Annotated in this window: 23 protein-coding genes; 17 read left to right on the top strand and 6 right to left on the bottom strand. The window is 72.6% G+C overall.

What is annotated here, in order from left to right; genetic code table 11:
* Positions 1-95 precede the first annotated feature (95 nt).
* On the top strand, positions 96-1,019 hold the full coding sequence (gene mmuM / locus PGH47_RS33550) for a homocysteine S-methyltransferase (RefSeq protein ID WP_271666499.1): 924 nt from the start codon (positions 96-98) through the stop codon (positions 1,017-1,019).
* Positions 1,020-1,059: 40 nt separating this feature from the next.
* Here mmuM and PGH47_RS33545 read toward each other — a convergent pair whose 3' ends face one another.
* Positions 1,060-2,637, bottom strand: coding sequence for a carboxylesterase/lipase family protein (locus tag PGH47_RS33545; RefSeq protein WP_271666498.1), 1,578 nt, complete (start codon positions 2,635-2,637; stop codon positions 1,060-1,062).
* Between the two features lie 337 nt (positions 2,638-2,974).
* On the opposite strand from PGH47_RS33545, the gene PGH47_RS33540 reads away from it, so the two are divergent.
* A complete protein-coding gene (locus PGH47_RS33540; RefSeq protein ID WP_271666497.1) occupies positions 2,975-4,030 on the top strand; it encodes a LacI family DNA-binding transcriptional regulator in 1,056 nt (351 codons plus the stop codon).
* 220 nt (positions 4,031-4,250) lie between these two features.
* A complete protein-coding gene (locus PGH47_RS33535; protein ID WP_271666496.1) occupies positions 4,251-5,459 on the top strand; it encodes a ferritin-like domain-containing protein in 1,209 nt (402 codons plus the stop codon).
* A gap of 44 nt (positions 5,460-5,503) precedes the next feature.
* On the opposite strand, the gene PGH47_RS33530 is transcribed toward PGH47_RS33535, so the two are convergent.
* A complete protein-coding gene (locus tag PGH47_RS33530; RefSeq protein ID WP_271666495.1) occupies positions 5,504-8,356 on the bottom strand; it encodes an AfsR/SARP family transcriptional regulator in 2,853 nt (950 codons plus the stop codon).
* A 222-nt stretch (positions 8,357-8,578) separates the two neighbouring features.
* Positions 8,579-9,229 carry a ThuA domain-containing protein gene (locus PGH47_RS33525; RefSeq protein ID WP_271666494.1) on the bottom strand — a complete coding sequence of 217 codons (651 nt, stop codon included), beginning with the start codon at positions 9,227-9,229 and terminating at the stop codon, positions 8,579-8,581.
* Between the two features lie 149 nt (positions 9,230-9,378).
* Between PGH47_RS33525 and PGH47_RS33520 the strand changes: the two genes are divergently transcribed.
* The 3 genes from PGH47_RS33520 to PGH47_RS33510 all read left to right on the top strand — a co-directional run bounded on the left by PGH47_RS33520 (position 9,379) and on the right by PGH47_RS33510 (position 11,568).
* Positions 9,379-10,401, top strand: a complete 1,023-nt coding sequence (locus PGH47_RS33520) for a DUF5954 family protein (RefSeq protein WP_271666493.1) — start codon at positions 9,379-9,381, stop codon at positions 10,399-10,401.
* A gap of 62 nt (positions 10,402-10,463) precedes the next feature.
* Positions 10,464-11,096: a VOC family protein gene (locus PGH47_RS33515; RefSeq protein WP_271666492.1), complete on the top strand. Its 633-nt coding sequence runs from the start codon at positions 10,464-10,466 to the stop codon at positions 11,094-11,096.
* 73 nt (positions 11,097-11,169) lie between these two features.
* Positions 11,170-11,568 carry a VOC family protein gene (locus tag PGH47_RS33510; protein WP_271666491.1) on the top strand — a complete coding sequence of 133 codons (399 nt, stop codon included), beginning with the start codon at positions 11,170-11,172 and terminating at the stop codon, positions 11,566-11,568.
* Positions 11,569-11,683: 115 nt separating this feature from the next.
* Here PGH47_RS33510 and PGH47_RS33505 read toward each other — a convergent pair whose 3' ends face one another.
* Positions 11,684-12,385, bottom strand: a complete 702-nt coding sequence (locus PGH47_RS33505) for a helix-turn-helix domain-containing protein (protein WP_271666490.1) — start codon at positions 12,383-12,385, stop codon at positions 11,684-11,686.
* 104 nt (positions 12,386-12,489) lie between these two features.
* Positions 12,490-13,467 (bottom strand): AraC family transcriptional regulator, encoded by a 978-nt coding sequence (locus tag PGH47_RS33500; RefSeq protein WP_271666489.1) that lies wholly within the window; start codon positions 13,465-13,467, stop codon positions 12,490-12,492.
* 80 nt (positions 13,468-13,547) lie between these two features.
* Here PGH47_RS33500 and PGH47_RS33495 point away from each other — a divergent pair, with 80 nt between their 5' ends.
* Entirely contained in the window at positions 13,548-14,399 is an 852-nt protein-coding gene (locus PGH47_RS33495; RefSeq protein ID WP_271666488.1) for an NmrA family NAD(P)-binding protein, read from the top strand.
* A 28-nt stretch (positions 14,400-14,427) separates the two neighbouring features.
* On the opposite strand, the gene PGH47_RS33490 is transcribed toward PGH47_RS33495, so the two are convergent.
* The gene (locus PGH47_RS33490) at positions 14,428-15,579 is read right to left on the bottom strand and encodes a YihY/virulence factor BrkB family protein (protein ID WP_271666487.1); all 1,152 of its coding nucleotides are present in this window, start codon (positions 15,577-15,579) and stop codon (positions 14,428-14,430) included.
* Positions 15,580-15,713: 134 nt separating this feature from the next.
* Between PGH47_RS33490 and PGH47_RS33485 the strand changes: the two genes are divergently transcribed.
* The 10 genes from PGH47_RS33485 (at position 15,714) to cysD (ending at position 25,530) form a co-directional block, all read left to right on the top strand.
* Positions 15,714-17,348, top strand: coding sequence for an acyl-CoA dehydrogenase family protein (locus tag PGH47_RS33485; protein WP_271666486.1), 1,635 nt, complete (start codon positions 15,714-15,716; stop codon positions 17,346-17,348).
* 338 nt (positions 17,349-17,686) lie between these two features.
* On the top strand, positions 17,687-18,964 hold the full coding sequence (locus PGH47_RS33480) for a GAF domain-containing protein (protein WP_271666485.1): 1,278 nt from the start codon (positions 17,687-17,689) through the stop codon (positions 18,962-18,964).
* A 145-nt stretch (positions 18,965-19,109) separates the two neighbouring features.
* Positions 19,110-20,399, top strand: coding sequence for a hypothetical protein (locus tag PGH47_RS33475; protein ID WP_271666484.1), 1,290 nt, complete (start codon positions 19,110-19,112; stop codon positions 20,397-20,399).
* A gap of 132 nt (positions 20,400-20,531) precedes the next feature.
* Positions 20,532-21,104, top strand: coding sequence for a GNAT family N-acetyltransferase (locus tag PGH47_RS33470; RefSeq protein WP_271666483.1), 573 nt, complete (start codon positions 20,532-20,534; stop codon positions 21,102-21,104).
* 126 nt (positions 21,105-21,230) lie between these two features.
* The gene (locus tag PGH47_RS43295) at positions 21,231-21,314 is read left to right on the top strand and encodes a putative leader peptide (RefSeq protein ID WP_310591794.1); all 84 of its coding nucleotides are present in this window, start codon (positions 21,231-21,233) and stop codon (positions 21,312-21,314) included.
* 128 nt (positions 21,315-21,442) lie between these two features.
* Complete coding sequence (locus PGH47_RS33465; protein ID WP_271666482.1) at positions 21,443-23,140, top strand: nitrite/sulfite reductase; 1,698 nt, start codon at positions 21,443-21,445, stop codon at positions 23,138-23,140.
* Entirely contained in the window at positions 23,137-23,316 is a 180-nt protein-coding gene (locus tag PGH47_RS33460) for a hypothetical protein (protein ID WP_030967755.1), read from the top strand. The genes PGH47_RS33465 and PGH47_RS33460 overlap by 4 nt, the downstream gene beginning before the upstream one ends.
* Positions 23,313-24,023: a phosphoadenylyl-sulfate reductase gene (locus PGH47_RS33455; protein WP_271666481.1), complete on the top strand. Its 711-nt coding sequence runs from the start codon at positions 23,313-23,315 to the stop codon at positions 24,021-24,023. Before PGH47_RS33460 ends, PGH47_RS33455 begins: the two co-directional genes overlap by 4 nt.
* Positions 24,020-24,595: an adenylyl-sulfate kinase gene (gene cysC / locus PGH47_RS33450; protein ID WP_107907764.1), complete on the top strand. Its 576-nt coding sequence runs from the start codon at positions 24,020-24,022 to the stop codon at positions 24,593-24,595. Before PGH47_RS33455 ends, cysC begins: the two co-directional genes overlap by 4 nt.
* The gene (gene cysD / locus PGH47_RS33445) at positions 24,592-25,530 is read left to right on the top strand and encodes a sulfate adenylyltransferase subunit CysD (protein WP_271666480.1); all 939 of its coding nucleotides are present in this window, start codon (positions 24,592-24,594) and stop codon (positions 25,528-25,530) included. Before cysC ends, cysD begins: the two co-directional genes overlap by 4 nt.
* Position 25,531: the final 1 nt, after the last annotated feature.

The following is a 25,531-nucleotide window of genomic DNA, read 5'->3' as shown; positions in this document are numbered from 1 at the left end:
TAAGGGTGTGCCACCGGGAGGTCAACGGGTTCGACGGGACGAGGGAGAGCGCTTTCTCCCGAGGCTCGGTTTTCCCCTCGACTACCGTCGTCCACATGACCAGCACCATCGCCCTCGCCGAAGCCCTCGCCGCCGGGACCGTCGTGCTCGACGGCGGGATGTCCAACCAGCTCGAGTCCGCCGGGCACGACCTGAGCGACGAACTGTGGTCGGCGCGGCTGCTCGCGGAGGTGCCGGAGGCGATCACCGAGGCGCATCTGGCCTACTTCGAGGCGGGCGCGGACGTGGCGATCACCGCCGGCTACCAGGCCACGTTCGAGGGGTTCGCCAAGCGCGGCATCGGGCGCGAGCGGGCGGCCGAACTGATCGCGCTCGGCGTGGAGTTGGCCCGCGAGGCGGTACGGCGGGCACGGACCGAGGGCATCGCGCGGCCGCTGTGGGTGGCCGCGTCGGTGGGGCCGTACGGGGCGATGCTCGCGGACGGCTCCGAGTACCGGGGCAGGTACGGGCTGAGCGTGGCGGAGCTGGAGCGCTTCCACCGGCCGCGTCTGGAGGTGCTGGCCGGGGCCCGGCCGGACGTGCTGGCGCTGGAGACGGTCCCCGACACCGACGAGGCCGAGGCGCTGCTGCGAGCGGTGCGCGGGCTGGGGGTCCCGGCCTGGCTGTCGTACTCCGTGGCCGGTGACCGCACCCGCGCCGGGCAGCCGCTGGAGGAGGCGTTCGCGCTCGCCGCCGACATCGACGAGGTGATCGCGGTCGGCGTGAACTGCTGTGCGCCCGAGGACGTCGAGGGGGCGGTGGAGACCGCCGCCCGGGTCACGGGCAAGCCCGTCGTCGTCTACCCCAACAGCGGCGAGGCCTGGAACGCCCAGGCGCGCGCCTGGGACGGCCGGTCCACCTTCACGGCGGAGGAGGTCCAGGGGTGGCGGGCGTCCGGCGCACGGCTGATCGGCGGTTGCTGCCGGGTGGGACCCGAGGTGATCGGCTCGATCGCACGGATGCTGGGGGCTACGGCGTAGCCGCCTCGGCCCCCGCCCCTGGAGGTGCGCCCCATGGCCCTCAGTGCCGGCGAACCGCGCCGGGCAGCCTCAGTCGTCGTACGACCGACCGCATCTCGGTGCCGCGCGCGGGCACGCCGTCGGCCGGGTCCGTCGTGACGGCGGGCTCGCGGGGCTGGGCGGCGGCCCACAGGGCGAGCTCGGCGTCGCGCGGGCCGTGGGCGGTGTGGGTGTCGCCGTCGCCGAAGATCCGTACCGGATGCGTGTCGTCCCACGGCTGCCACCCGGGATCGCCGTCCACCGCGAAGCGCACCCAGGCCCGGTGCATCTCGTGGGCCAGCTCCTGCGGGGCCCCCTCGCCGGCCAGCTTGCGGGACTCGGGGACCTCCCCGGTGTCGAAGACGAAGCCGAGCTCCAGCGCATGGCAGGCGCCGAGGTCGGGGAGGGTGGAGGGCCAGGCGAACTCGTAGACGTACGACGATCCGGGGCGGGCGTCGGCCAGGCGGTGCAGCGGGAGGCGCAGCAGGTGGTCGGTGACCATCTGGCCGACGATCTCGGCGGTGCCGGCCTTCGGGTGCAGGGCGCGGTAGCCGCGGGGCACCTCGGCGCCGACGTGGCAGCGGGCCATGGCGCCGGCCAGGGCGACCGCGCCGAGCCGGTCGACGCGTTCCAGGAGCCCGCCGGGCACCAGCCACAGCCGGTACTCGTCCCGGGTCCAGCCCAGCATCAGCTCCACGCCGTCCGCGGCGTCGCCCTCGGTGAGGGCCGCCAGCGGATCACGGGGCACGAGGTCGCCGTCGACGACGATGCCGAAGGCGGGCCCGCCCACCACGGGGCTGCTGAGCCGGCCCACCTCGGCCTGGGTGCGCAGCAGCAACTCGGGGTCGACCTCGGCGAAGGCCGCGGCGGTGGCGGGGATCTTCAGCCGGGTCGCCATCCGGCGCACCATGCGCCGCACCTTGTCCCGTTCGGCCGCCTCCGGTGGGCCGCTCTGGAGGATCGCCCGCCGGACCAGTCCCTGGGCCTGCGGGGCGGCGAGCAGCGCGCCGATGCTGATGGCGCCGGCGGACTGGCCGAACAGGGTGATGCGGTCCGGGTCGCCACCGAAGGCCGCTATGGAGGCGTGGACCCAGTTCAGGGCGGCGAGTTGGTCGCGCAGACCGGGGTTGGCGGGGGCGTCGGGAAAGTAGCCGTAGCCCTCGACGCCGAGCCGGTAGTTGACCGAGACGAGGACCACGCCGTCCCGGGCGAAGGGGCGCCCGTCGTACACGGGCACGCCGGAGGAACCGCGGGTCAGGGCGCCGCCGTGCAGCCACACCATGACCGGGAGCCGGGCCCCGGGGCCCGGCTCCGGCGTCCAGACGTTCAGATTGAGACAGTCGTCGCCGGGCACGACCGGATCGGACAGGTACTGCGCGAACGCCTCCGAGTACGGCGGCTTCGGCGGGGTCGGCCCGAAAGCCACGGCCTCGCGCACACCGTCCCAGGGCTCGGGCGGCACGGGCGGCCGGAACCGGAGCGGGCCGAAGGGGGGCGCCGCGTAGGGGATGCCCCGGAACACCGCGACGCCGTTCTCGTACCGGCCCCGTACCGAACCGTAGGGCGTGCTCACCACGGGGTCTGCCTGGACTGCCGTCATACGTCCACCAGCCTCCTCACCGCGCTCGTGCACCGTGAAGATCAGAGCAACTCATTGTGGCCCGGTATTCCGCCGCACGGGCGGGTGAGAGGGCTGTTCGGCGTACCCGTCACCCGGCGTGCACCGGCGTGCCGGAGCCGAGCCGGTCGAAGCCTCCGCCGGTGCTGCCGCGGTCACCGCCGCCGGGGCGACCGCTCGACCGGTGCAGCCCCGTGGCCTCCGCCGACTCCGGGCTCTTCCGGACTCGGCGCGGCGAACCTAGGGTAGGAAGCGCTTACTGTTTCGCGCTGGTCGAAACTTTTCATGGCCCTCGGGCGGGCCGGAGAGGTGGTTCCCGATGGTCCGTACGGGCGGTGCGAGCGTGGCTGCCGGGCCGACCCTCGCGGTCGTGGCCCGCGAGGCCGGCGTGTCCGTACCGACCGCCTCCAAGGTGGTCAACGGCCGTGAGGACGTGGCCCCGGAGACCCGCCGCCGGGTCACCGAGGCGCTGGACCGGCTCGGCTATGTCCGCAGACCGCGCTTCGACGCGGCGAAGACACCGGGCCTGGTCGACCTCGTCGTGCACTCGCTGGACAACTCGTGGTCGGGGGCGGTGCTGCACGGGGTGGAGGCGGCGGCCCACGACGCGGGCCTTGAGGTGGTGGTCTCGGCGGGGCTGACCCGGACGCGGGGCGCGCGGCCGGAGCGGGGCTGGCTGGACAAGCTCACCGCACGGGGCTCCTCCGGGGTGCTGTTCAACCTGGCCGAGCTGACGCCGTCGCAGTACGCGTGGCTGGAGCAGCACCGCATCCCGTTCGTGATGATCGACCCGGTCCTTGAGCCGCCGTCCGGCGTGGTGTCGGTGGGCGCGGCGAACTGGCACGGCGGGGTGACGGCCGCCGAGCACCTCCTGGCGCTCGGCCACGAACGCATCGCCGTCATCGCCGGTCACCAGCGCAAGATGTGCAGCGCGGCCCGGGTGGCCGGCTACCGCTCGGCGCTCGCCTCGGCCGGGGTGCGGCACCGCCCCGAGTACGTCAGACACGCCGGCTTCGACGAGGGCGTCGCGCACCTGCGGACGCTGGAACTCCTCGACCTGCCCGAACCGCCGACGGCCGTCTTCGTCTGCTCGGACCGGATGGCCCTCGGGGTCTACGAGGCGCTGGCGGAACGGGGGTTGAGCGTGCCGGACGACATGAGCGTGGTCGGCTTCGACGACCTGCCGGAGGCCCGCTGGATCTCCCCCGCCCTGACCACCGTCCGCCAGCCGCTGTCGGAGATGGCGGCGACCGCGCTGCGGCTGCTGGTGCGGATGATGGACGGGGAGCGGCCGGAGAGCACGCGGACGGAGTTGTCGACGCGACTGGTGCGGCGGTCGAGCACGGCCGCACCACGGGACGCGACGCCGCGCTGAGGCCTGCGGCCACCTCCCCCGGCGGTCGCGACGGCACCCACGCACCGGGGCTCGTGATCGTTGGCCCGACAGGGTGGTCGATGCGCCGTTCGGCACGTGTGCCCTGGTGGCGGCGGTGATCGCTGCTAGCTTCGCGAGCTGTCGGAGGGGCCCCGGCCGCGGTGCGGCTGACCGAGGCGGGGCCGTCCCTATGAGCTGAGGCGAGGTTGACTTGACGGGTATGGGCGAAGAGCCGGACGAGCCGGCGGTTGCTCCGTTCAAGCGCAGAAGGTTCCTGGCGTCGGCCGCGGTGGCGGCCGGGGCGCCGGCAGCGGTCGCCGGGCCCGCACAGGCCGCCGCGTCACAGGCGGACGTGGCGGCGGCGGACTTGGCAGCGGCGGACGTGGCGGCTGCCGAGGTCGCGGCGGCGCAGGCGCCCGCGCAGGCCGCGGCCGGCCTCGGGTCCGTGGCGCGTCTGATGGCCGTCCCCGAGGACAGTCGCGGGGTCGCCTGGCTCAGGTCCGCCCTTCAGGTCGCCGTGGGCCTCGAACTCGCCACCATCCCGCCCTACTTGTGCGGCTGGTGGTCGGTCAAGGACCAGCGCAGCGAGGTCGCGCGGATGATCCGCCGTATCGTCGGCGACGAGATGTACCACCTGGGCATCGTCTGCAACCTGCTCGTGGCCGTGGGCGGCAGGCCGCAGATCAAGGCCGCCGCGCCCGTCTACCCCGGTCCGCTGCCGGGCGGGGTGCGCGCCGGGGTGACCGTCTATCTGTCGGGCCTCACCAGGCCCTTCGTGCGCGACGTGATGATGGCGATCGAGGCCCCCGAGGTGTCGCTCGCCCGCAGCGTGCAGCCCTCCCCCACCGTCGGCGAGTTCTACGAGGGCATGATCGGGGCCTTCCGCGCGGTACGGCCGGACCTGGCGACGCGGGGTCAGGTGACCCAGCACATCGACACCGACGAGCTGCGCCCGGTGCGCACCCTCGACGACGTCGAGCACGCCATCGAGATCATCAGGGAGCAGGGCGAGGGCACCGAGAGCTCCCCGACCGACTCCTTCTCGGACGACCGTCCGGCGCACTACTACGCCTTCGGGGAGATCTACCACGGCAGGGAGCTGCGCGAGACCGACGACGGCTGGAGATACGTCGGCCCGCCCGTGCCCTTCCCCGACGTGCGCCCCATGGCACCCGTGCCGGTCGGCGGCTGGCGCAACACGTCCGCCCATGTCGGGGGGCTGCTGTTCCGCTTCGACGCCATGTACAGCACGGTGCTGGACTCCCTCGACGCGGCCTGGGCGGGCGGCGGCCACCGCACCCTCGGCGCGGGCATCCGCACGATGCGCGGACTGGAGAAGCCGGCCGTGGAACTGATGGAGACCCCCGTCCCCGGCGGCCGGGGCACGTACGGCCCCCAGTTCCGCGCGCTGCGCAGGCCCCGCCACTGAGGGTCGGCCCTGAGAGCCCGCGTCGGTCCCGAACCGACGCGGGCTCAAGTGGTCGGGCCGCCCAGCTCGCGCAGGAGCGCGCGGGCCTCGTCCACCTCCCGGGCGGGGGCGTCGATGTCGAGATGGATGGCCAGTGCCTCGCGCAGGGCCCGTGCCGCGGCTTTGTCGGCTCCCGTGGCGCGGTGGGTGCGGCTGAGGTGGACCAGGGTCTCGGCCTCGTTGTAGCGGTGGCCGAGGGCGCGGTTGAGGTCGAGGCTGTGTTCGTAGCAGTCGACGGCGGCGGTGTGGTCGCCGAGTTGGTGATGGGCGTAGCCGAGGGTGTCCCAGGTGGCGGCCTGCCCGCGCTCGTCGTTCAGCTCGCGCTGGATGGCGAGGGCCTGCCGGCAGTGGAGCACCGCCGCTGCGTGGTCGCCGAGCCTGGTGTGGTCCCAGGCCACCGCGTTGAGGGCCCGGGCCCGGCCCGGGAGGTCGTCGAGCGAGGTGAACAGGTCCACGGCCCGCTGGTCGTGCCGAAGTGCCGCGGCCCGGTCCTCCTCGCGTTCGTACAGCCAGCCCGCGGCGAGATGGGTGTGGGCGGCCGATCGGAGGTCCCCGTCGGCCTCCGACAGGGCCAGCGCGTGTGCGAGTTGTTCATGGGCCTCGGCGTAGCGGCCGGTCTCCGTGCACGCCCAGGCGAGGGTGCGGTGCGACTCGGCGCGGGCTGCGGTGTCGCCGAGGCGGACGGCGGCGGCGAGGGCGGTGGTGTGCACGGCGGTGACGTCGGCCCAGCGGCCCCGGCGGGCGAGGAAGGTGCTGAGCGCGCGGGCCAGCCACCACGCCTGGGCGTCGTGGCCGGTGCGTACGGCGTACTCGACGGTCGCCGTCAGGACCGGGTGCTCGCGGATGAACCACTCCATCGCGGCCTCGTGCGTGGCGAGTTGTTCGGGCTGTGCGCCGTCCGCCGTCGGGGCCGGGTCGAGCCGGTCGCGGTGGGGCAGCAGCAGGAGGTCGGCGGCGTACGCCGTGTGCGCGTAGTGGTCGAGTACGCGGGTGAGTGCCGCGTCCGCTTCACCGGGGAGCCCTTCGGTCCGGGCCAGTTCGAGGGCGTAGGACCGCAGCAGGTCGTGGCAGGAGAAGCGGCCCGGACGGTGTTCCTGGACCAGGTGGTGGGCCTGGAGGCGGCGCAGCAGGGTGCGGAGCCGGGCGGATGGCAGCGCGGTGAGGCCGGCCGCGGCGGGCAGGGCGATGTCGGCGGCGGGCGCCTGGGCGAGCCGGCGGAAGACCCGGGCGGAGTCGGGGTCCAGGGCGAGATAGGAGGAGGCGAACACGGCGCGTACGTCCGCGGACGCCTCGCCTGTCTCCAGGGCGTCGAGCCGGGTGGCGGTGTCGCGCAGTTCGGCCGCCAGGTCGGCCAGGGTGAGCACCGCGTTGGTGGTGACGCGGGCGGCGAGGACGCTCACGGCCAGCGGGAGCCCGGCGCAGTGCCGCAGGAGTTCCGCCGCCGCGTCGGGTTCGGCGGCGAGACGGTCGGCACCGATGCGGCGTACGAGCAGGTCGCGGGCCTCGGTGGCGTCGAGGGTGTCCAGGGTGAGGCGGCCGACGCCGTGCGAGGCCGTGAGTCCGGGGAGCTGGTGACGGCTGGTGATCAGGACCGCGCAGCCGGGGCTGCCCGGCAGCAGGGGCAGCACCTGGTCGCTGTCGCGGGCGTTGTCGAGCACGACGAGCACGCGCCGGTCGGCGGTGAGGCTGCGGTACAGGGCGGCCTGGGCCTGCGGTCCGGTGGGCAGGGCCGCGGGGTCGGCGCCGAGGGCCTCCAGGAAGCCCCGCAGGACCGTGTGCGGGTCCGCCGGTTCGCCGGAGGGGGCGAAGCCGCGCAGATCGGCGTACAACTGGCCGTCGGGGAACAGCTCCTGCTGGTCGTGGGCCCAGCGCAGCGCGAGCCAGGTCTTGCCCACGCCGCCGGTGCCGCAGATCGCCGCTATCAGGACGCCAAGGTCGACGGGCTTGTCGTGGGGAGCCAACAGCTTGTCGAGACGGGCGAGTTCGCTGCCTCGTCCCGTGAAAAGGGGTGGTGGGGCGGGCAGTTGCCGTGGCTGTGGGGTGGCGGGGGCGGTCGGCGACTTCGGGGCGGTGTCGCCGGGCGGGGCGGCGAGCCGTGGGTCCGAGACGAGGATCCCCTGATAGAGCTCCTGGAGGGGTGGCCCGGGGTCGATGCCCAGTTCGTCGGCGAGCCGGCTGCGCAGGAGCTGGTAGTGCTGGAGCGCGCCGGCGGGCCGGCCGCCGCGGTAGAGGGCGAGCATCAGCTGGCCGGCGAGCCGCTCGTCCAGCGGGTGGCTGTCGGCGAGGGCGGGCAGAGTGCTCAGCAGCTCGGCGTGACGGCCCCGCCGCAACTGAACGTCGTTCAGGTCCAGCACGGCCGCGATCCGCTCCAGTTGAGCCGTCTCGCGCCGAGTGGTGAACCAGGCGCTGTCCATGCCGGGGCACATCTCGCCCCGCCAGAGCGCGAGGGCCTCCTCGAAGAGCCGAGCCGCCTCGTCCTCGCGGCCCGCCTGTACGGCGGTGCGCGCCTCGGCACCCAGGGAACGGAAGCGGTGCAGGTCGACGGCGGAAGGGTGGACGGTCAGTTCGTAGCCGCCGTCGCGTCGCGTGATCCCCGCTCCCCCGTCCGCGCCCGTGGAGGTCGCCGCCGGCTGTAACGCCCGGCGAAGCCTGGAGAGGTAGCTGTACAGGGTCTCCCGCGCCCGCTGCGGGGGCCGCTCTCCCCACACACGGTCGAGGAGTTGGTCCACCGTCACCATGTGCGGGGCCTCGCAGGCCAGTGCCGCGAGGACACATCGTTGCCGCGCGGGACCCAGCTCCAGCCGCCGGCCGTCGACACGGACCTCGACCTCGCCCAGCACACGGAACTCCACGGCCACACGGACCACCCCCGAGGCAGGATCCTAAGTCCCAAGTCATGCGCTCTGACCAGCGAATTCAAGCTCTTTTCAAGGTTCCGGCAGGGTCGGCCGAGCAGTGTCTTCCCCGGACCACCGGACGGGGGAACGACGGAGGGCCACCCCGCCGAGCGGCAGTGGCCCTCCGTCGCGTCCGGCCAGGCCGGCACGGCTACCTCGCGGCACGGCTACCGCGCGGCACGGCTACCGGGTGGACCTCGCCGCCCAGTCGATGCCGCCGAGGAGGTGGGCGCGGAAGTCGGGGTCGTCGTACGCCTCGGAGGCATGCCCGAGAGCCGTGTAGAAGACGCGCCCCGCCCCCTGCTCACGGCACCACACCAGCGGATGGTCCTCGCCCATGCCGCCGCCCTCGTACGACGACTCATCCGCGCGGGCCAACACCCGCACCGTGCCACGGGGGTTGGTGCGGAAGTCGTACCACTCGTCGACGAAGTCCCATACGACGGGCAGGTGCCGGGTGGCCGGGTGGTCGCGGTCCTCGACGATCGCCCTGCCCGGCTGGAGGTCCGGGTGCCGGTCGAAGCGGGCGCCGAGCAGCTCGCCGTAGTACGGCCACTCGTACTCGGTGCAGGCCGCCGCGTGCACCCCCACGAAGCCGCCGCCCGCCTCGACGTACGCGGCGAGGCGCTCGCGCCCGGCCGGGGTGAGGACCTCGCCGCTGGTGGAGAGGAAGACGACCGCCGCGTACGCGTCGAGGGGCGTTTCCAGGGCCCGTGGATCCTCGGTGTGGTCCACCGCGAAGTCGCCGAGGGTGCGGACGGACTCGACGCCGGCCGGGATGGAGTCGTGCCGGTAGGCCGTGGTGCGGGTGAAGACGAGGAGTCGTACGGGCATGCGGGCGAGCCTAGGCGAGCGGTGGGGTTCGCCCCACTGCCGGCGGTGATCGGAGAGTTCCGTACCGTCGCCCGCGGGTCCGTCCAACCGCCGTGGATGTTGGGTCCGTTCACCCCTGGGCGTGACGGCACCCTCGCGACAATGCGTGCATGACCCATGACTGGCAGCAACAGATCCACGCGCTGCACGAGGAGTTGGTGCACCGCGACGACCCCGCCGCCTGGGTGCGGGAGGCCGACGCGGTGGACGCCTCGGTGCGCTATCCGGGATTCGCGCTGCGTGGGCCGGTGTTCGGGGTCGCCGTGCGGGATCCGGCGGCGGGGCCGCGGTGGCGGCTGCTGAAGCCGGTCGTGAACGGGATGCCGCAGATGTGCCGGGACTCGCTGAACACGCACCTGTGGTTCCGCGCCAAGGACGGCACCGAGGACCCGGGGGTGCGCCGTGAACTCCTCGCCGCCGTAGCCGTGTTGGACCGGAAGCCGGTGAACGAGGTCGAGGCGTGCGGGGTGCGGTACCGGATCGTGCGCGGGGACGAGTTCACGCGCTGCGACGGCCGGGCGCTGGAGCCGCCGCGGCCCACCGACCCGGAGCCCGCCGAGCGGACCTGGAACTTCCGGGACGGCCACACCCCCTCCCCCGATCTGGACCTCGCCCTCGACACGGACCGCGCGGACGGCGGCCCGATGGCCGGTGCCCTGCGCGCGTGGCTGAGGGGTTTCGCGTACCGGGGAGCGCGATTTCCCGCCGAGGTGCGCGGCGACTCGGAGCGGGCGGTGCGCTCGCATCCGGAAGTCGTGCTGCTGCCCACGTGCTTCGGCGTGGTCGAACGGGAGCACACCCGCTGGGAACCGGCCCTGGCGCTCCAGGCCACCCCGCACGACGCCCGGCGCGTGCTGCACGACGCGATGGCCGAGATGTGGCCCCTGCTGTTCCGGTTCGACGACGCGAAGAAGGCCGTGTACACGCGGGCGGCCGAGGAGTTCAGGGCGCTGGAGCGCGCCGACGAGGCCCGGGTGGAGGGAATGGCGTTCCGGATCTGCCGGGTCGAGCGGGTGCTGCGGATGGGCCCCGACGGCCCGGAGCCGGCACGCCCCTCGGACGTGGACGAGTACGGCCCCATGAAGATCCATCCGACGCTGCTGCCCGACGGCACGGTCGTTTTCGACGACTGACCGGCGTGTCGTGGCGCACAGGTGTTCCATCACGGACGCCGCTCTGCGTAGCCTCGGCTGCGATGAACGCCATTCCCGCGCTTCTCGATCACCTCGTCCTCGCGACCCCCGACCTGGCCTCCACGGTCGCCGACTTCACCCGGCGGACCGGTGTGGCCCCCGCCCCGGGCGGGGTGCACGTCGGGCTCGGCACGCGCAACTACCTGGTGTCCCTGGGCGGCACCAGATACCTGGAGATCATCGGCCCGGACCCCGAGCAGTCCACGCCCGGCGAGCCCCGCCCCTTCGACGTCGACGGGCTCACCGTCCCGCGCACGGTCACCTGGGCGATCAGCCCGCCCGACCTGGACGCGGCCATCGCGGCCGCCCGCGCCCTGGGCTACGACCCCGGCCCGGCGCAGTCGATGAGCCGCCGCAAGCCCGACGGCACGCTGCTCCAGTGGCGCCTGACCGACGGCGTCGACGCCCACCCCTCCGGGCTCGTCCCCTTCCTGATCGACTGGAGCGCCACGGTCCATCCCACCGCCTCCGGCCTGCCCACCACCCCCCTGCTGTCGCTGACGGCGAGCGCGCCCGAGCCGGACGAGATCCGGCCCCTGCTCGCGGCCCTGGGCACGGACCTCGACCTCACGACGGGCCCGGTGGGGATCTCCTTCACGGTGGAAACGCCGCTGGGGGCGGTGACCTTCGGCTGAGCCGGCCCGGCGAACAGCAGGGGTGTCCGATTCCTTCAAGACCGGCCGGTCTCCCCCTGCCTACGGTGGCCGCATGACTCCACGATTCGATGCCATCGGCCTCGTCGTCACCGACATGGCCGCCGCCGTCGCCTTCTACCGCCGCCTCGGCTTCACGTTCCCCGACGGCGCCGAGAACGAGCCGCACACCGAGGCCGAACTGCCGGGCGGACTACGGCTGTTGCTCGACACGGAGCAGACCGTGCGGTCCTTCCACCCGGCGTGGCGACCGCCCGGCGGCAGCGGCCGTCACTCGCTCGCGATGCGGTGCGAGGACGCTTCGGAGGTCGACTCGGTCTACGAGGAGCTGGTCGCCGCCGGCTACCACGGCGAGCTCAAGCCCTGGGACGCCTTCTGGGGCCAGCGGTACGCCTGTGTGCAGGACCCGGACGGAAACGGCGTCGACCTGTTCGCTCCGCTGGACGGGCCGTGAGAGGTTGTCGTTCCTCTGCGGCGCCGTCGTGGCCGGTCGCTCCCCCACTCTCGGCTTGGCTCGAGGGGGGGACCCCCATCGCGGCGGAGCCGCATATCGATACAGCCTCGCGCCCCTAAGGGGCGCTGCCGACGCGTCGGCCGAGTAGCTCGCCGAGCGGCAGACCCGCCAACTCCCGGACGTCCCGGGCCAGATGAGCCTGGTCGGCATACCCGGCTCGAACGGCCGTGTCTGCGAAGGCCGTGCCTCCCCGGGCGAGTGCGAGCGCGCGTTGCAGCCGCAGGATCCGGCCCAGCGTCTTGGGGCCGTACCCGAAGGCACTCAGGCAGCGTCGGTGCAACTGCCGTGCGCCGAGGCCGAGTTCATCGGCGGTCGCGGCGACGGGGCGTCCCGAGTCGAGGGCGGTGACGACATGTCGTAGCACCGGATCGGGTTCGTCCACGGCGGCGGCCAGCTCCAACGCCACGTCCTCCAGCGCGGTCACCGGGTCGGGGGATGCCTCGACACGGGCGCGCAGCCGCCGTACCTCCTCGGCCGGCCACAGGTCCCCGAGTTCGACCCGCCGGTCACGCAGTTCGTGCGCGGGCACCCCCAACAGCCCGGGCGCTGTCCCCGGGAAGAACCGGACACCCGCCCAACTGCTCGACTGCCCGTCCGTCACGTACGCGCGTGTGTCGGGCCCGGCGACCAGCAGCCGCCCGTCGTTCCAAAGCAGATCCATGCATCCGTCGGGCAGAACACGACCCGGACCGGACCCGTCGATGCCGTTCGTCCAGACCACGGCACCAGGCAGACGGGACGCGCGTTCCGCGTACATGGGAACAAGGCTACGCCGTACTCCCAGGGGCGCGGGAACTGCGCGACCAGCCACGACCCACCCGCAGACCGCAACGAGGCGCACACCCAACGGCGATTCCCGGCCTACCCCACCACCCGCCCCCGATGCTCCTGCGGACTCACCCCGTACACCCTCTTGAAGGCGCTGGACAGCGCGAACGCGCTCCCGTACCCCACCCTGCGCGCGATGGCGTCCAACGTGTCGTCGGTGTCACGCAGCGCGTCCGCCGCGAGCGCCATCCGCCACCCCGTGAGGTACGTCATCGGCGGCTCCCCCACCAGCTCGGTGAACCGGCGGGCCAGCGCGGCCCGCGACACACCCGCCTTGGCGGCAAGCGAGGCCACCGTCCAGGGCAGGGCCGGGTCGTCCTGGACGAGCCGCAGCACCCGGCCGACCACGGGATCGGCGAGCGCCGCGTACCAGGCCGGCGCCTCCGCCTGCGGGCGGGAGAACCAGGCCCTGAGCGCGGCGATGACCAGCAGGTCGAGCAGTCGGTCCAGGACGACCTCCTGACCGGGTTCGTCGCGGACGATCTCGTCCATGAGGTACGGGGTGAGCGGACAGTTCCACACGTCGGCGGTCAGGGACAGCAGCGGCGGCAGCGCCTTCAGCAGCCGCCCGCTGATCTCGCCCTCCCACAGATACGTGCCGATCAGCATGACGGCCGAGCCGTCGGGCCGGTCACCCCAGGTGCGCACGCCGAGGTCCATGGAGCCGTTGAGGGAGCGGCCGTCGGGGTAGCGGCATTCGGCGCCCGGCAGGATCAGGGCCTGCGGCTCGGTGCCGGGGTCGTCGGCGCAGGTGTAGGGGTCCGGGCCGCGGGCGATCGCGAGGTCGCCCGGCCGCAGCCGGATCCTCCCCCGGCCTTCGGCCGGGGGGACCCCCATCTCGCTTCGCCCGCCCCGGTCCGGGAACACCCAGGCCTCACCGCGGACCATGACCATGACGGTGAGCGGGGCACGGTCCTCGATGCGGATGGACCACGGCGGTTCGAAACAGGCGCGGATCATGAAGGCGCCACGGGCACGTGGACCGTCCAGCAGACCTGCAAGGGCGTCCATGTCGTCAGCGTAGACGCCCGCGCATGGGAATGAGCCGTTCGGCGATGGGCTGTTGGGGCGCGCGACCGTTGACTGGAGGCATGACGGAGAACGCAGCCGAGAAGGCGAACACGCAGCGGATGACGGTAGTGGTGACCGGTGCCTCGGGTCGTACCGGGAGCCGGGTGGCTCGGGCGGCCCGCGACGCGGGGCTCACGGTGCGGGCCGCGTCCCGGGCCCTGGGCTTCGACTGGGAGGACCCGACGACATGGGCGCAGACCCTGCGGGACGCGGACGCGGCGTATCTGATGTACCCCTCCGACGTCGGCTCCCCGGCGGCGGCCGAGGGCATCGGCGCGCTCGCTCGGGAGGCGGTGGGGCTCGGAGTGCGGCGGCTGGTGCTGCTGTCGGCACGCGGTGAGGACCAGGCGCTGCCGACCGAGGAGGCGCTGAAGTCGTCCGGCGCGGACTGGACGATCGTGAGAGCCACGTGGTTCGCGCAGAACTTCAGCGAGGGGCCGCTGGTGGAGGGGATGGTCCACGGCGAGCTGGTCTTCCCGGCGGGCGAGGTGCGGGAGCCGTTCGTCGACGTGCGGGACATCGCGGACGTGGTGACGGCCGTGCTGACGTCCGGTGACCGGTATGCGAGGCGGACGCTGGAGCTGACCGGGCCGCGGCTGCTGTCCTGGCGGGAGGCGGTCGCGGAGATCTCCGCGGCGACCGGCACCGCGATCACGTACACACCGGTTCCGACGCGGTCGTACGGCGAGGCGCTGGCCGGCTTCGGGGTGCCGGCGGAGGAGGTCGAGCTGCTGGTGGAGGTCTTCGAGACCCTCATGGACGGCCGCAACGCCCACCTCACGAACGACGTCGAGAAGGTCCTCGGCCGGGCGCCGCGCGACTTCACCGACTTCGCGAGGGAAGCCGCGGCGGCGGGGGCGTGGAAGGCCTGAGCCGGGGCCACCGCCGCCGTGCGAGCCGCTAGGAGTCCTCCGGCTTGTGCGGCGGATGGTGCGTGCTCTTCACATGGGTCCGCAGCCTCGACGAGAGGTCCTCCGGGGGCAGGAAGCGGGACCACCGCTCCGGGAACTCCGACGGCATGTCCGGATCATCCGGGTCGTCGGGGTCGGACTCGCGGCTCGCGGCGGCGCGGGCCACGTACTCTGCGACCTGCGCCTCCCGCAGCCGCTCGTTCGCGGCACGGGCCGCGGCCGTCGCGGCGGCCGGCCAGACCCGGTCGATCGCGGCGTTGACCGCGGCCCCGACGAGCACCGCGAACGCGGACACACCGATCCACAGCAGTACGGCGACGGCGGCCGCGAGGGAGCCGTAGATCGTGGCGCCCTCGATGGTGTTCTGGAGGTAGATGCGCAGCAGGAAGCTGCCGAGCACCCACATGCCGAGGGCGACGAGCGCGCCGGGCACGTCCTCGATCCAGGGCGAGCGGACCGGCACGGACACGTGGTAGAGCGTGGTCAGGAACGCCACCGACAGGATGATCACGACCGGCCAGTACAGGACCTGCACCAGGGTCTCCGACCAGGGCACGATCCGCACCACCGCGTCCGGCCCCGCCACCATCAGCGGCAGCGCGACCGAGCCGATCAGCAGCGCCGCGATGAACAGCAGGAACGCCACCAGCCGGGTCTTGACGATGCCGCGGACGCCGTCGAGGCCGTACATCACGGTGATCGTGTCTATGAAGACGTTCACCGCGCGGGAGCCCGACCACAGGGCGAACAGGAAGCCGACGGAGATCACGTCGGGCCGGCCGCCGTTCATCACGTCGTCGAGGATCGGCTGCGCGATCTGCCGCACGCCCTTGTCGGACAGAACGGTGCGGGATGCCTCCAGCAGGTTGGCCTCCAGGCTGTTGATCGTGTCGGTGCCGGTCCAGCTGTCGACGTAACCGAGGAGGCCGATGAGGCTGAGGAGGAGCGGCGGCACGGACAGCAGCGTGAAGAACGCGGCTTCGGCGGCGAGTCCGAGGATGCGGTACTCGATGCAGGAATTGACGGTGTCCTTCAGCAGCAGCCAGGCGGTCCTGCGTTTGGAGACGTTCCGGTAGAGGGCACGCGCCCGGTGGAGACGACCGGAGGAGTGCTGGGGAGACGGTTCACTTGCTGGCTGCACGACCTAAAGGTATCCGTCGTGCGGCGCGGCACTCATCGCGGCGCCGGGCAGGCGCGCTCGCCGCCTGCCCGCGCACCGTGCCCCCGCCGTGTCAGGGTGGTGACATCGCCCGACGGAGGGAGAGCTTCACAGCCATGGCAGGCAGCACGCACACGGTGACCAACCAGCCACCGCCCCTGGCCGGGTACGACGTCTACACCGCCGACCGGGCCCTGTCCGAGGCCGTCGGACGTCATGTCGCACCCGAGCTGCTGGACGAGGTCGGCGAGGAGCTGGCCGCCTTCGGGCGGACCTGCGGTTCGGCGCAGGTGCAGGAGTGGGGCGTACTGGCGAACGAGAACCCGCCGCGCCTGCGGACGCACGACCGCTACGGCCACCGGATCGACGAGGTCGACTTCCATCCGTCCTGGCACCGACTGCTCGGAAAGGGCGTCTCGGCGGGGCTGACCGCGGCCTGGGTACGGCCGGCCGGGCATGTGCGGCGGGCGGCGGCGTTCCTGCTGTGGACGCAGGTCGAGGCGGGCAACGGCTGCCCGCTGTCCATGACCCACGCGGCGGTCCCCGCCCTGCGCACCGACCCCGGCCTGGCCGCCGAGTGGGAGCCGCGGCTGACGTCGATGATCTACGACCGTGAGCTGCGCCCGGCGGAGCGCAAGGCCGGTGCCCTGTTCGGGATGGGCATGACGGAGAAGCAGGGCGGCAGCGACGTACGCGCCAACACGACGACGGCCACCCCGCTGGCCGAGTCCGGGACGTACTCCCTGAGCGGGCACAAGTGGTTCTGCTCGGCGCCCATGTCGGACGGGTTCCTGGTGCTGGCCCAGGCCCCGGACGGGCTGACGTGCTTCCTCGTGCCGCGGGTGCTGGCGGACGGCAGCCGCAACGTGTTCCGGATCCAGCGGCTGAAGGACAAGCTGGGCAACCGGTCGAACGCGTCGAGCGAGGTCGAGTTCGACGGGACGTGGGCGCGCCGGGTCGGCGAGGAGGGGCGCGGGGTGCGCACCATCATCGAGATGGTCGCGGCGACCCGGCTCGACTGTGTGCTCGGCTCCGCGGGGCTGATGCGGCAGGCCGTCGCGCAGGCCGTCCATCACTGCGACCACCGCGAGGCGTTCGGCGGCCGGCTGGTCGACAAGCCGCTCATGCGCAACGTCCTGGCGGACCTGGCCGTCGAGTCCGAGGCGGCGACCACCCTCGCGCTGCGGCTCGCGGCGGCCTACGACACCGGCGGCGAGCAGGAGAAGGCGCTGCTGCGGATCGCGGTGCCGGCCGCCAAGTACTGGGTGACCAAGCGGTGCCCGCCGGTGACGGTCGAGGCCGCCGAGTGCCTGGGCGGCAACGGGTACGTCGAGGAGTCCGGGATGCCCCGGCTGGTGCGCGAGTCGCCGCTGAACTCGATCTGGGAGGGCGCGGGCAACGTCCAGGCGCTGGACGTGCTGCGGGCGTTGCGGCGGGAGCCCGCCGCGCTCGACGCGTACCTGCGGGAGGTGGGTCAGGCACGCGGCGCCGATCACCGTCTGGACGGCGCGATCAAGGCCCTGTTGACGGACCTGGCCGACCTGGACGGCATCGAGGCACGCGCCCGGCGCCTGACCGAACGCCTCACCCTGGTCCTCCAGGGCTCCCTCCTGGTCAGATTCGCGCCACCGGAGGTGGCCGACGCCTTCTGCGCCTCGAGGTTGGGCAGCGACGGCGGAGCCGCTTTCGGAACCCTGCCGCACACCCTGGACCTGACGGCGATCGTGGAGAGATCAAGGCCGCAGGCCTGACCGCGGGGAGGGAAGGCCGCAGGCCTGTCCCTCAGGGGCGCGGGGAACTGCGCGACCAGCCACGACGCACCCGCAGCCGCCCACGCACATCAACCAGCACCCCACCCGAGGCGATTCGGCCGAACCGCCGGAGGCAAGGGGTGGTGCTGCGCCGACACGGCACCACCCCCGCCATGGCCCGTTCGAGGCCGCGAACGCCGCTCGGGACGGCGTCGCTCAAGTCTCAATCAGGCCAGGGCGGTCCACCAGGGTTGCAAGGGGTTGCAACTTGTTGGCGACTGTGTGCGGACTGTATCCCTCCGCGAGCGGCGGGGCGGCACTATGAGACACACAGTCAGATGAGAACCGTTCTCCCGGGAGGCCCCTTGGACGCGGCACGGGCGGCGCGGCTGCTGAGCGAGGTCCGCGCCGCCACCCTCGCAGGTCAGCGCTCACCCGTCGCACCGCGGCCGGTGATCGAGCAGTCCTGGGAGCGCATGCTGCGCGGCGGGGTCGATCCGGACCACGACTTCCGGTCGGGGCTGCTGTCCCGCGAGGAGGTGCAGCGGCGCCGGGAGTCCACCGCCCTCAGACATGTGCTGCCGGTACTGCGCGAGGGTCTGCTTTCGGTCGCCGACGTCGCCCACCACATCATGGTCGTCGCCGACGGCGAGGGCCGGGTGCTGTGGCGGGAGGGCAACTCCTCGGTGCTGCGCAAGGCGGACGGCCTCGGCTTCGAACTCGGCGCCGACTGGCGGGAGGACGTCGTCGGCACGAACGGCATCGGCACCCCGGTCGTGGTGCGCCGGCCGGTACAGGTCTTCGCCTCCGAGCACTTCCACCGCTCGCAGACCTCCTGGACCTGCACGGGCGCCCCCATCACCGATCCGCGCAACGGCCGGCTGCTCGGCGTCGTCGATGTCAGCGGCCCTCTTGAGACCATGCATCCCGCCACGCTCGCCTGGGTCGACTCGGTGGCCAAGCTCGCCGAGGCCCGGCTGCGGGAGCTGCACCTGACGGGGCTGGAGCGGCTGCGCGCGGTGGCGGCGCCGGTGCTGGCACGGCTGACCGGGCGAGCCCTGGCGGTGGACCGGGACGGCTGGACGGCCGCGGTGACCGGGATGCCGTACACGAGCCGGATCGTGCTGCCCAAGTCGTTGTCGCCGGGCCGGCGGTGGCTCATGCCGCTCGGCCTGTGCGTGGTGGAGCCGCTGGCGGGCGGCTGGCTGCTGCGGCCGGCCGACGAGCCGGTGCCGGCCGGGGCGACACGGATCGCGCTGGATCTGACGCAGCCGCGCCGCTCGTCGATGACGGTGTCCGGCGGCGCGGGCACCTGGAGCCACGAACTGAGTCCCCGGCACGCCGAATTGCTGTACCTGCTGGCCCTGCACCCGGGGGGTCGCAGCGCGGCGGGGCTGGCCGAGGACATGTTCGGCGACCCGGGCCGCACGGTGACGGTGCGGGCGGAGCTGTCGCGGGTGCGGCGCTATCTCGGGGGCCTGCTGGAGCACCGGCCGTACCGCTTCCGCGAGGACGCGGAGGTCGAGGTGCTGCTGCCGGAGGACCCGCGTGAGCTGCTGCCGCACTCGACCGCCCCCGCGGTGGTGCGGGGGCGGTTCTCGGCCGAGATGCCCTGAGTCCGAACTCTTCTTCCGCATATTTGCAGGGTCTTAGTCCGCAAGCGTGCCCAACTGCCGTAGCATCCCTGTACGGGCCACCCCACCTGCTCCTTTGGTCAACGCACAAACCAATGGCCGCAGTTGGCTCGCCTCGGGAGGTTTGATGAAGCACCGCGGCAGACACCGTCGACGTAAGCAGGGGCGTGCGCTGCGCGCGTTCCTCGCCGGAACCGCCCTCGCACTCACCGCCGCCGCCACGATGATCAGCGCCTCACAGGCCACGGTCGGCGACAACCCCGGGGCGCTGACCCCTCTCACCAGGGCCGCCGAGACCGGCGCGTTCCGGCTCCAGGAGCGGCTGGTCCCGCAGGCCACGCTCGACGAACTCTCCTCCGGGATGGGCAAGCCGGTCGGCGTCGACGCCGTCCTTCAGACCGCCGACCGGAGCCTGCGCAAGGCGAACGGCTGTACGCCGACCGAGCGCACGGCGCTGCCGATAGCCCCCGCCGCCACGCGCGCGTACTGCTGGGACGGCGCCGATACCCGGGGCTGGCGGGCGGGTGCCGTCACCACCTCGGGCGACGCCGACGACGACGGCTGGTGGAACGACAACCGGGTGATCCTCTCCGGCTGGAACGAGGGCACCGCCGACCGGGGCCTCGCGCGGGTCGCCTTCGTCGACGCCAACGACCTCACCCACCTGAGGTACGCCTCCGCGCTCCTCGTCGTCCCGGTGGACGGCGGACGTGACTACCGCGCCCTGACCTCCCGCCTCTCCGGCATGGTCTGGTACCAGGACAAGCTGCTGGTCACCGCGGCCGACGGGCTGTACGTGTACGACATGAACCGCGTCCAGCGCGCCACGGTCGACAGTGCCGCCGTGGGCCGCGTCCCGGACGGCTGGTCGGCCCACGGCCAGCGCTTCGTCCTGCCGGCCATCGGCTCGTACCGCCTCACAGGCGCGGGCACCGCCCCGCACCTCGGTGGCATCTCCCTCGACCGCAGCACCGCGCCCGACAGCCTGGTCGCGAGCGAGCGGACGGCCGTCGACAGCGACCGGCCCGCCCGGCTGTGGCGCTACGACTTCAGCAAGGACCCGGCCCGCCCCGGCCTGCTGGCCAGCAGCGCGAGCGGATCCGCGCAGGCCGTCGAGGCGTACGAGACGGACGCGTCCGGTATCGAGGGCGTCCTCTCCTACCGGGCAGGCGGAGCGGACCGCGCCGGCTGGTACGTGGGCCGCGCCCCGGGCAGCACGGACCGGCACGGCAGCCTGTGGCGCCAGGACACCGAAGGCGCCGAGGCGACCCGCTGCGGCTCGGAGAACGCGCCCCGGTGCTGGGGCCTGAAGGCCGGCCCCCTGTCGTACTGGGAGGCGACCGGCGAGGTCTGGTCCCAGTCGGGCCGGATGCTGTTCGCGATGCCACTGACGTCGATCGACCGGGCGCTCGACTGAGGCACACCGGAAGGGCACAGCGAAACGAAGGGGCGCGGGGCCGTCCCGACATGCGGCCCCGCCGGCGCGACCGGCCACGACGGGCCGGGAGACAATCGACAAGTCCGCCATCGGGATGATTCCCTGGCCGACATGCCCAACCTCGCCGTGACCACCTGGTCCCTGGAACAGACCTCCCCCGACGACCTCCTCCCGGCCGAAGCCCCGCAGGGCGACGTGCGGGTCGTCCGTGCCGAGGTGCCCTCTCCCGAGTTCAGCCGGTTCCTGTACGCCTCGGTCGGCGGCGACATCCTGTGGACCGACCGGCTCGACTGGCCGTACGCACGGTGGCAGGAGCACCTGGAGCGGGACGGCGTCGAGACCTGGGTGGCCTACGACCGGGGTACGCCCGCCGGGTACGTGGAGCTGAGCCCACAGGACGACGGGGTCGTGGAGATCGAGTACTTCGGCCTGATCCCGGCCTTCCGCGGCCGCCGCATCGGCGGGTATCTGCTGGCGTACGGCGCCGCGCGCGCCTGGGACCTGGCGGAGCGCTGGCCGGGACGGGCGCCGACGAAGCGGGTATGGCTGCACACATGCAGCAAGGACGGCGAGCACGCCATGGCCAATTACCAGCGCCGCGGCTTCAAGCTCTTCGACACGAAGGTCGAGGAGGAGGCCGTGGCGGCCACGCCCGGACCGTGGCCCGGGGCGTACCCAGCCTGACCTGGGAAGAAACGACCCAATACGGCCATGTGACCGACGACACCCTTGTCTCGCTCTACGGGACAAGGGTGTCCGCATGATGGACGAAGCTGGACTGTGTCCAGATCGCCGTGCCACGCTTCCGTCATGTCTGGAACTGGAATTGCCTTGGTGAGTCGGCGGCACGTCGACCTCGGCCGCATGTCCAGCGCCATCTGTCCGGCGCGCTGACAGCCCCGCAGCGCCCGACATCTCTCTCTTCCCGCTTCATTCCCGCGCAAAGCCGCGCACGTATGCCCATGCGCCCGTATGCGCAGGTCAGAGCCGCATTCCCGCCTGTCCCGAAGGACGTATCAACCATGGCCGCCACCCCGCAGAAGCCTGCCGCCGCGACTCCCCGCCGCAAGGTGAGCCGTCACCGCGGTGAGGGTCAGTGGGCCGCGGGGCACTTCACCCCGCTCAACGGCAACGAACAGTTCAAGAAGGACGACGACGGTCTCAATGTGCGGACACGCATTGAGACGATCTACTCCAAGCGTGGCTTCGACTCCATCGACCCGAACGACCTTCGCGGCCGGATGCGCTGGTGGGGGCTCTACACCCAGCGCAAGCCCGGGATCGACGGCGGCAAGACCGCGATCCTGGAGCCGGAGGAGCTGGACGACAAGTACTTCATGCTGCGGGTGCGGATCGACGGCGGCCGGCTCACCACCCGGCAGCTGCGGGTGATCGGTGAGATCTCGCAGGAGTTCGCCCGGGGCACCGCCGACATCACCGACCGGCAGAACGTCCAGTACCACTGGATCCGGATCGAGGACGTGCCCGAGATCTGGAACCGCCTGGAGGCGGTCGGTCTGTCCACCACCGAGGCCTGCGGCGACACCCCGCGTGTGGTCATCGGCTCGCCGGTCGCGGGTATCGCCGAGGACGAGATCATCGACGGCTCCTCCGCCATCGACGAGATCCACCGGCGTTACATCGGCAGCAAGGAGTTCTCCAACCTGCCGCGCAAGTTCAAGACGGCGATCTCCGGCTCGCCGCTGCTCGACGTGGCCCACGAGATCAACGACATCGCGTTCGTCGGTGTGAACCACCCCGAGCACGGCCCCGGCTTCGACCTGTGGGTCGGCGGCGGCCTGTCCACCAACCCGAAGATCGGCGTCCGGCTCGGCGCCTGGGTGCCGCTGGACGAGGTCCCGGACGTCTGGGCGGGCGTGATCGGCATCTTCCGCGACTACGGCTACCGGCGGCTGCGCACCCGCGCCCGCCTGAAGTTCCTGGTCGCCGACTGGGGCGCGGAGAAGTTCCGCCAGGTCCTCCAGGACGAGTACCTGAAGCGGGAGCTGGTCGACGGCCCCGCCCCCGCCCAGCCGCTCCAGCGCTGGCGCGACCACGTCGGTGTGCACCGGCAGAACGACGGCCGCTTCTACGTCGGGTTCGCCCCGCGCGTCGGCCGGGTCGACGGCACGACGCTGACGAAGATCGCCGAGCTCGCCGAGGCGCACGGCTCGGGCCGGGTCCGGACCACCGTCGAGCAGAAGATGATCATCCTCGATGTCGAGGAGGCGCAGGTCGACTCGCTCGTCGAGTCCCTGGAGGCGCTGGACCTCACCGCCCGGCCGTCCTCGTTCCGGCGCGGCACCATGGCCTGCACCGGCATCGAGTACTGCAAGCTCGCGATCGTCGAGACCAAGGCTCGCGGCTCCCAGCTGATCGACGAGCTGGAGCGCCGGATCCCGGACTTCGACGAGCCGCTCACCATCAACATCAACGGCTGCCCCAACGCCTGCGCCCGTATCCAGGTGGCGGACATCGGTCTCAAGGGGCAGCTGGTCGTCAACGACCGGGGCGAGCAGGTCGAGGGCTATCAGGTGCACCTGGGCGGCGCCCTCGGTCTGGAGGCCGGGTTCGGGCGCAAGGTGCGTGGCCTGAAGGTCACCTCCGACGAGCTGCCGGACTACGTCGAGCGCGTCCTGAAGCGGTTCCAGGAGGAGCGCGAGGACGGCGAGCGGTTCGCCACGTGGGCCGCCCGTGCCTCCGAGGAGGCCCTGTCGTGAGCGAGCGGGCCGCCCCCTTCTACTGCCCCTACTGCGGCGACGAGGACCTCCGTCCGTCCGAGCAGGGCCACGGCGCATGGGAATGCGCGGCGTGCAACCGCGCATTCCAGCTGAAGTTCCTCGGGTTGCTCACCCGGGGCCTTCAGCCCAACGACGCAGGGGGAGACGAGATATGACCGCGGTTCAGGAAGAGCGCACGACCGACGATCTGAAGGCGCTCGCCGAGCAGGCGGGCCGTGACCTGGAGGACGCCTCCGCGCTGGAGATCCTCCAGTGGGCGGTCGACACCTTCGGGCCGCGTTTCTGCGTGACCTCGTCGATGGAGGACGCGGTGGTCGCCCACCTCGCCTCCCGTGCCATGCCCGGCGTGGACGTCGTGTTCCTCGACACCGGCTACCACTTCGAGGAGACCATCGGCACCCGCGACGCGGTCGAGGCCGTGATGGACGTCAACGTCATCACGCTGACCCCGCGTCAGACGGTCGCCGAACAGGACGCCGAGTACGGGCCCAAGCTGCACGACCGTGACCCCGACCTGTGCTGCAAGCTGCGCAAGGTCGAGCCGCTGGAGCGCGGGCTGGGGGACTACGTGGCCTGGGCGACCGGGCTGCGCCGCGACGAGTCGCCGACCAGGGCGAACACCCCGGTCGTCGGCTGGGACGACAAGCGCCGGAAGGTGAAGGTCTCCCCGATCGCCCGCTGGACGCAGGACGACGTGGACGCCTACGTCGCCGAACACGGCGTGCTGACGAACCCGTTGCTGATGGACGGCTACGCGTCCGTCGGCTGCGCCCCCTGCACCAGGCGGGTCCTGGAGGGCGAGGACGCGCGGGCCGGCCGCTGGGCCGGGCGGGCCAAGACCGAGTGCGGGCTCCACGGATGACGACCACCCGGACGAATCAGACTCAGGAGAACCAAGTGACGACCGGAGCCACCGTCTGGCTCACGGGTCTGCCGAGCGCCGGCAAGACCACCATCGCGTACGAACTGGCCGGGCGGCTGCGCGCGGAGGGCCACCTCGTCGAGGTGCTCGACGGCGACGAGATCCGCGAGTTCATCTCGGCGGGCCTCGGCTTCAGCCGTGAGGACCGGCACACCAACGTGCAGCGCATCGGCTTCCTCGCCGAACTGCTCGCCCGCAACGGCGTCAAGGCGCTCGTGCCGGTGATCGCCCCCTACGCGGACAGCCGTGAGGCGGTGCGCAAGCGCCACCAGGAGGGCGGGGCGCCGTACATCGAGGTGCACGTGGCGACTCCGGTCGAGGTGTGCTCCGTACGGGATGTGAAGGGTCTGTACGCCAAGCAGGCGGCGGGCGAGCTGTCCGGGCTCACCGGGGTGGACGACCCCTACGAGCAGCCCGAGACGCCCGACCTGCGTATCGAGTCGCAGCACCAGACCGTCCAGGAGTCCGCGGCCGCGGTCCACGCGCTGCTCACCGAAAGGGGACTGGCATGACGACGACCGTCGCCGAGGTGGAGGAGGGTACGGACTCCCCGTACGCCCTCTCGCACCTGGACGCGCTGGAGTCCGAGGCGGTGCACATCTTCCGCGAGGTGGCGGGTGAGTTCGAGCGGCCGGTGGTCCTGTTCTCCGGCGGCAAGGACTCCATCGTCATGCTGCACCTGGCGCTGAAGGCGTTCGCCCCCGCGGCGATCCCCTTCTCGCTGCTGCACGTCGACACCGGGCACAACTTCCCCGAGGTGCTTGACTACCGGGACCGTACGGTCGCCGAGCACGGCCTGCGGCTGCATGTCGCCTCCGTGCAGGACTACATCGACCGCGGGGTGCTCAAGGAGCGTCCGGACGGCACCCGTAACCCGCTGCAGACGCTGCCGCTGACGGAGAAGATCCAGAGCGAGAAGTTCGACGCGGTCTTCGGCGGCGGACGCCGCGACGAGGAGAAGGCGCGGGCCAAGGAGCGCGTCTTCTCGCTGCGCGACGAGTTCTCCCAGTGGGACCCGCGCCGGCAGCGGCCCGAGCTGTGGAACCTGTACAACGGCCGGCACGCCCCCGGCGAGCACGTCCGTGTGTTCCCGCTGTCCAACTGGACCGAGCTGGACGTGTGGCAGTACATCGCCCGCGAGGGCATCGAGCTGCCGGAGATCTACTTCGCGCACGAGCGCGAGGTGTTCGCGCGCAGCGGCATGTGGCTGACGGCCGGCGAGTGGGGCGGCCCCAAGGACGGCGAGACGGTCGAGAAGCGTCTCGTGCGCTACCGGACCGTCGGTGACATGTCCTGCACGGGCGCCGTCGACTCCGACGCCGTGACCCTGGAGCAGGTCATCACCGAGATCGCCGCCTCCCGGCTCACCGAGCGCGGCGCGACCCGCGCCGACGACAAGATGTCCGAGGCCGCGATGGAAGACCGTAAGCGCGAGGGGTACTTCTAAG

The sequence above is a fragment of the Streptomyces sp. HUAS 31 genome (genome assembly GCF_028198125.1).
Taxonomy (GTDB): Bacteria; Actinomycetota; Actinomycetes; order Streptomycetales; family Streptomycetaceae; genus Streptomyces; species Streptomyces chartreusis.
This window is presented reverse-complemented; position numbering and strand designations above follow the sequence as displayed.

What these genes read in the sequence shown, in the direction of transcription:
- PGH47_RS33485 (WP_271666486.1), top strand. Translation starts at nt 15,714, where the DNA reads ATGGCAGGCAGCACGCACACGGTGACCAACCAGCCACCGCCCCTGGCC.
- cysD (WP_271666480.1), top strand. Translation starts at nt 24,592, where the DNA reads ATGACGACGACCGTCGCCGAGGTGGAGGAGGGTACGGACTCCCCGTAC.
- PGH47_RS33545 (WP_271666498.1), bottom strand. Translation starts at nt 2,637, where the DNA reads ATGACGGCAGTCCAGGCAGACCCCGTGGTGAGCACGCCCTACGGTTCG.
- PGH47_RS33465 (WP_271666482.1), top strand. Translation starts at nt 21,443, where the DNA reads ATGGCCGCCACCCCGCAGAAGCCTGCCGCCGCGACTCCCCGCCGCAAG.
- PGH47_RS33515 (WP_271666492.1), top strand. Translation starts at nt 10,464, where the DNA reads ATGAACGCCATTCCCGCGCTTCTCGATCACCTCGTCCTCGCGACCCCC.
- PGH47_RS33470 (WP_271666483.1), top strand. Translation starts at nt 20,532, where the DNA reads ATGCCCAACCTCGCCGTGACCACCTGGTCCCTGGAACAGACCTCCCCC.
- PGH47_RS33525 (WP_271666494.1), bottom strand. Translation starts at nt 9,229, where the DNA reads ATGCCCGTACGACTCCTCGTCTTCACCCGCACCACGGCCTACCGGCAC.
- PGH47_RS43295 (WP_310591794.1), top strand. Translation starts at nt 21,231, where the DNA reads ATGTCTGGAACTGGAATTGCCTTGGTGAGTCGGCGGCACGTCGACCTC.
- mmuM (WP_271666499.1), top strand. Translation starts at nt 96, where the DNA reads ATGACCAGCACCATCGCCCTCGCCGAAGCCCTCGCCGCCGGGACCGTC.
- PGH47_RS33535 (WP_271666496.1), top strand. Translation starts at nt 4,251, where the DNA reads ATGGGCGAAGAGCCGGACGAGCCGGCGGTTGCTCCGTTCAAGCGCAGA.
- PGH47_RS33480 (WP_271666485.1), top strand. Translation starts at nt 17,687, where the DNA reads ATGAGAACCGTTCTCCCGGGAGGCCCCTTGGACGCGGCACGGGCGGCG.
- PGH47_RS33495 (WP_271666488.1), top strand. Translation starts at nt 13,548, where the DNA reads ATGACGGAGAACGCAGCCGAGAAGGCGAACACGCAGCGGATGACGGTA.
- PGH47_RS33475 (WP_271666484.1), top strand. Translation starts at nt 19,110, where the DNA reads ATGAAGCACCGCGGCAGACACCGTCGACGTAAGCAGGGGCGTGCGCTG.
- PGH47_RS33455 (WP_271666481.1), top strand. Translation starts at nt 23,313, where the DNA reads ATGACCGCGGTTCAGGAAGAGCGCACGACCGACGATCTGAAGGCGCTC.
- PGH47_RS33540 (WP_271666497.1), top strand. Translation starts at nt 2,975, where the DNA reads ATGGTCCGTACGGGCGGTGCGAGCGTGGCTGCCGGGCCGACCCTCGCG.
- PGH47_RS33500 (WP_271666489.1), bottom strand. Translation starts at nt 13,467, where the DNA reads ATGGACGCCCTTGCAGGTCTGCTGGACGGTCCACGTGCCCGTGGCGCC.
- PGH47_RS33510 (WP_271666491.1), top strand. Translation starts at nt 11,170, where the DNA reads ATGACTCCACGATTCGATGCCATCGGCCTCGTCGTCACCGACATGGCC.
- PGH47_RS33505 (WP_271666490.1), bottom strand. Translation starts at nt 12,385, where the DNA reads ATGTACGCGGAACGCGCGTCCCGTCTGCCTGGTGCCGTGGTCTGGACG.
- PGH47_RS33520 (WP_271666493.1), top strand. Translation starts at nt 9,379, where the DNA reads ATGACCCATGACTGGCAGCAACAGATCCACGCGCTGCACGAGGAGTTG.
- cysC (WP_107907764.1), top strand. Translation starts at nt 24,020, where the DNA reads ATGACGACCACCCGGACGAATCAGACTCAGGAGAACCAAGTGACGACC.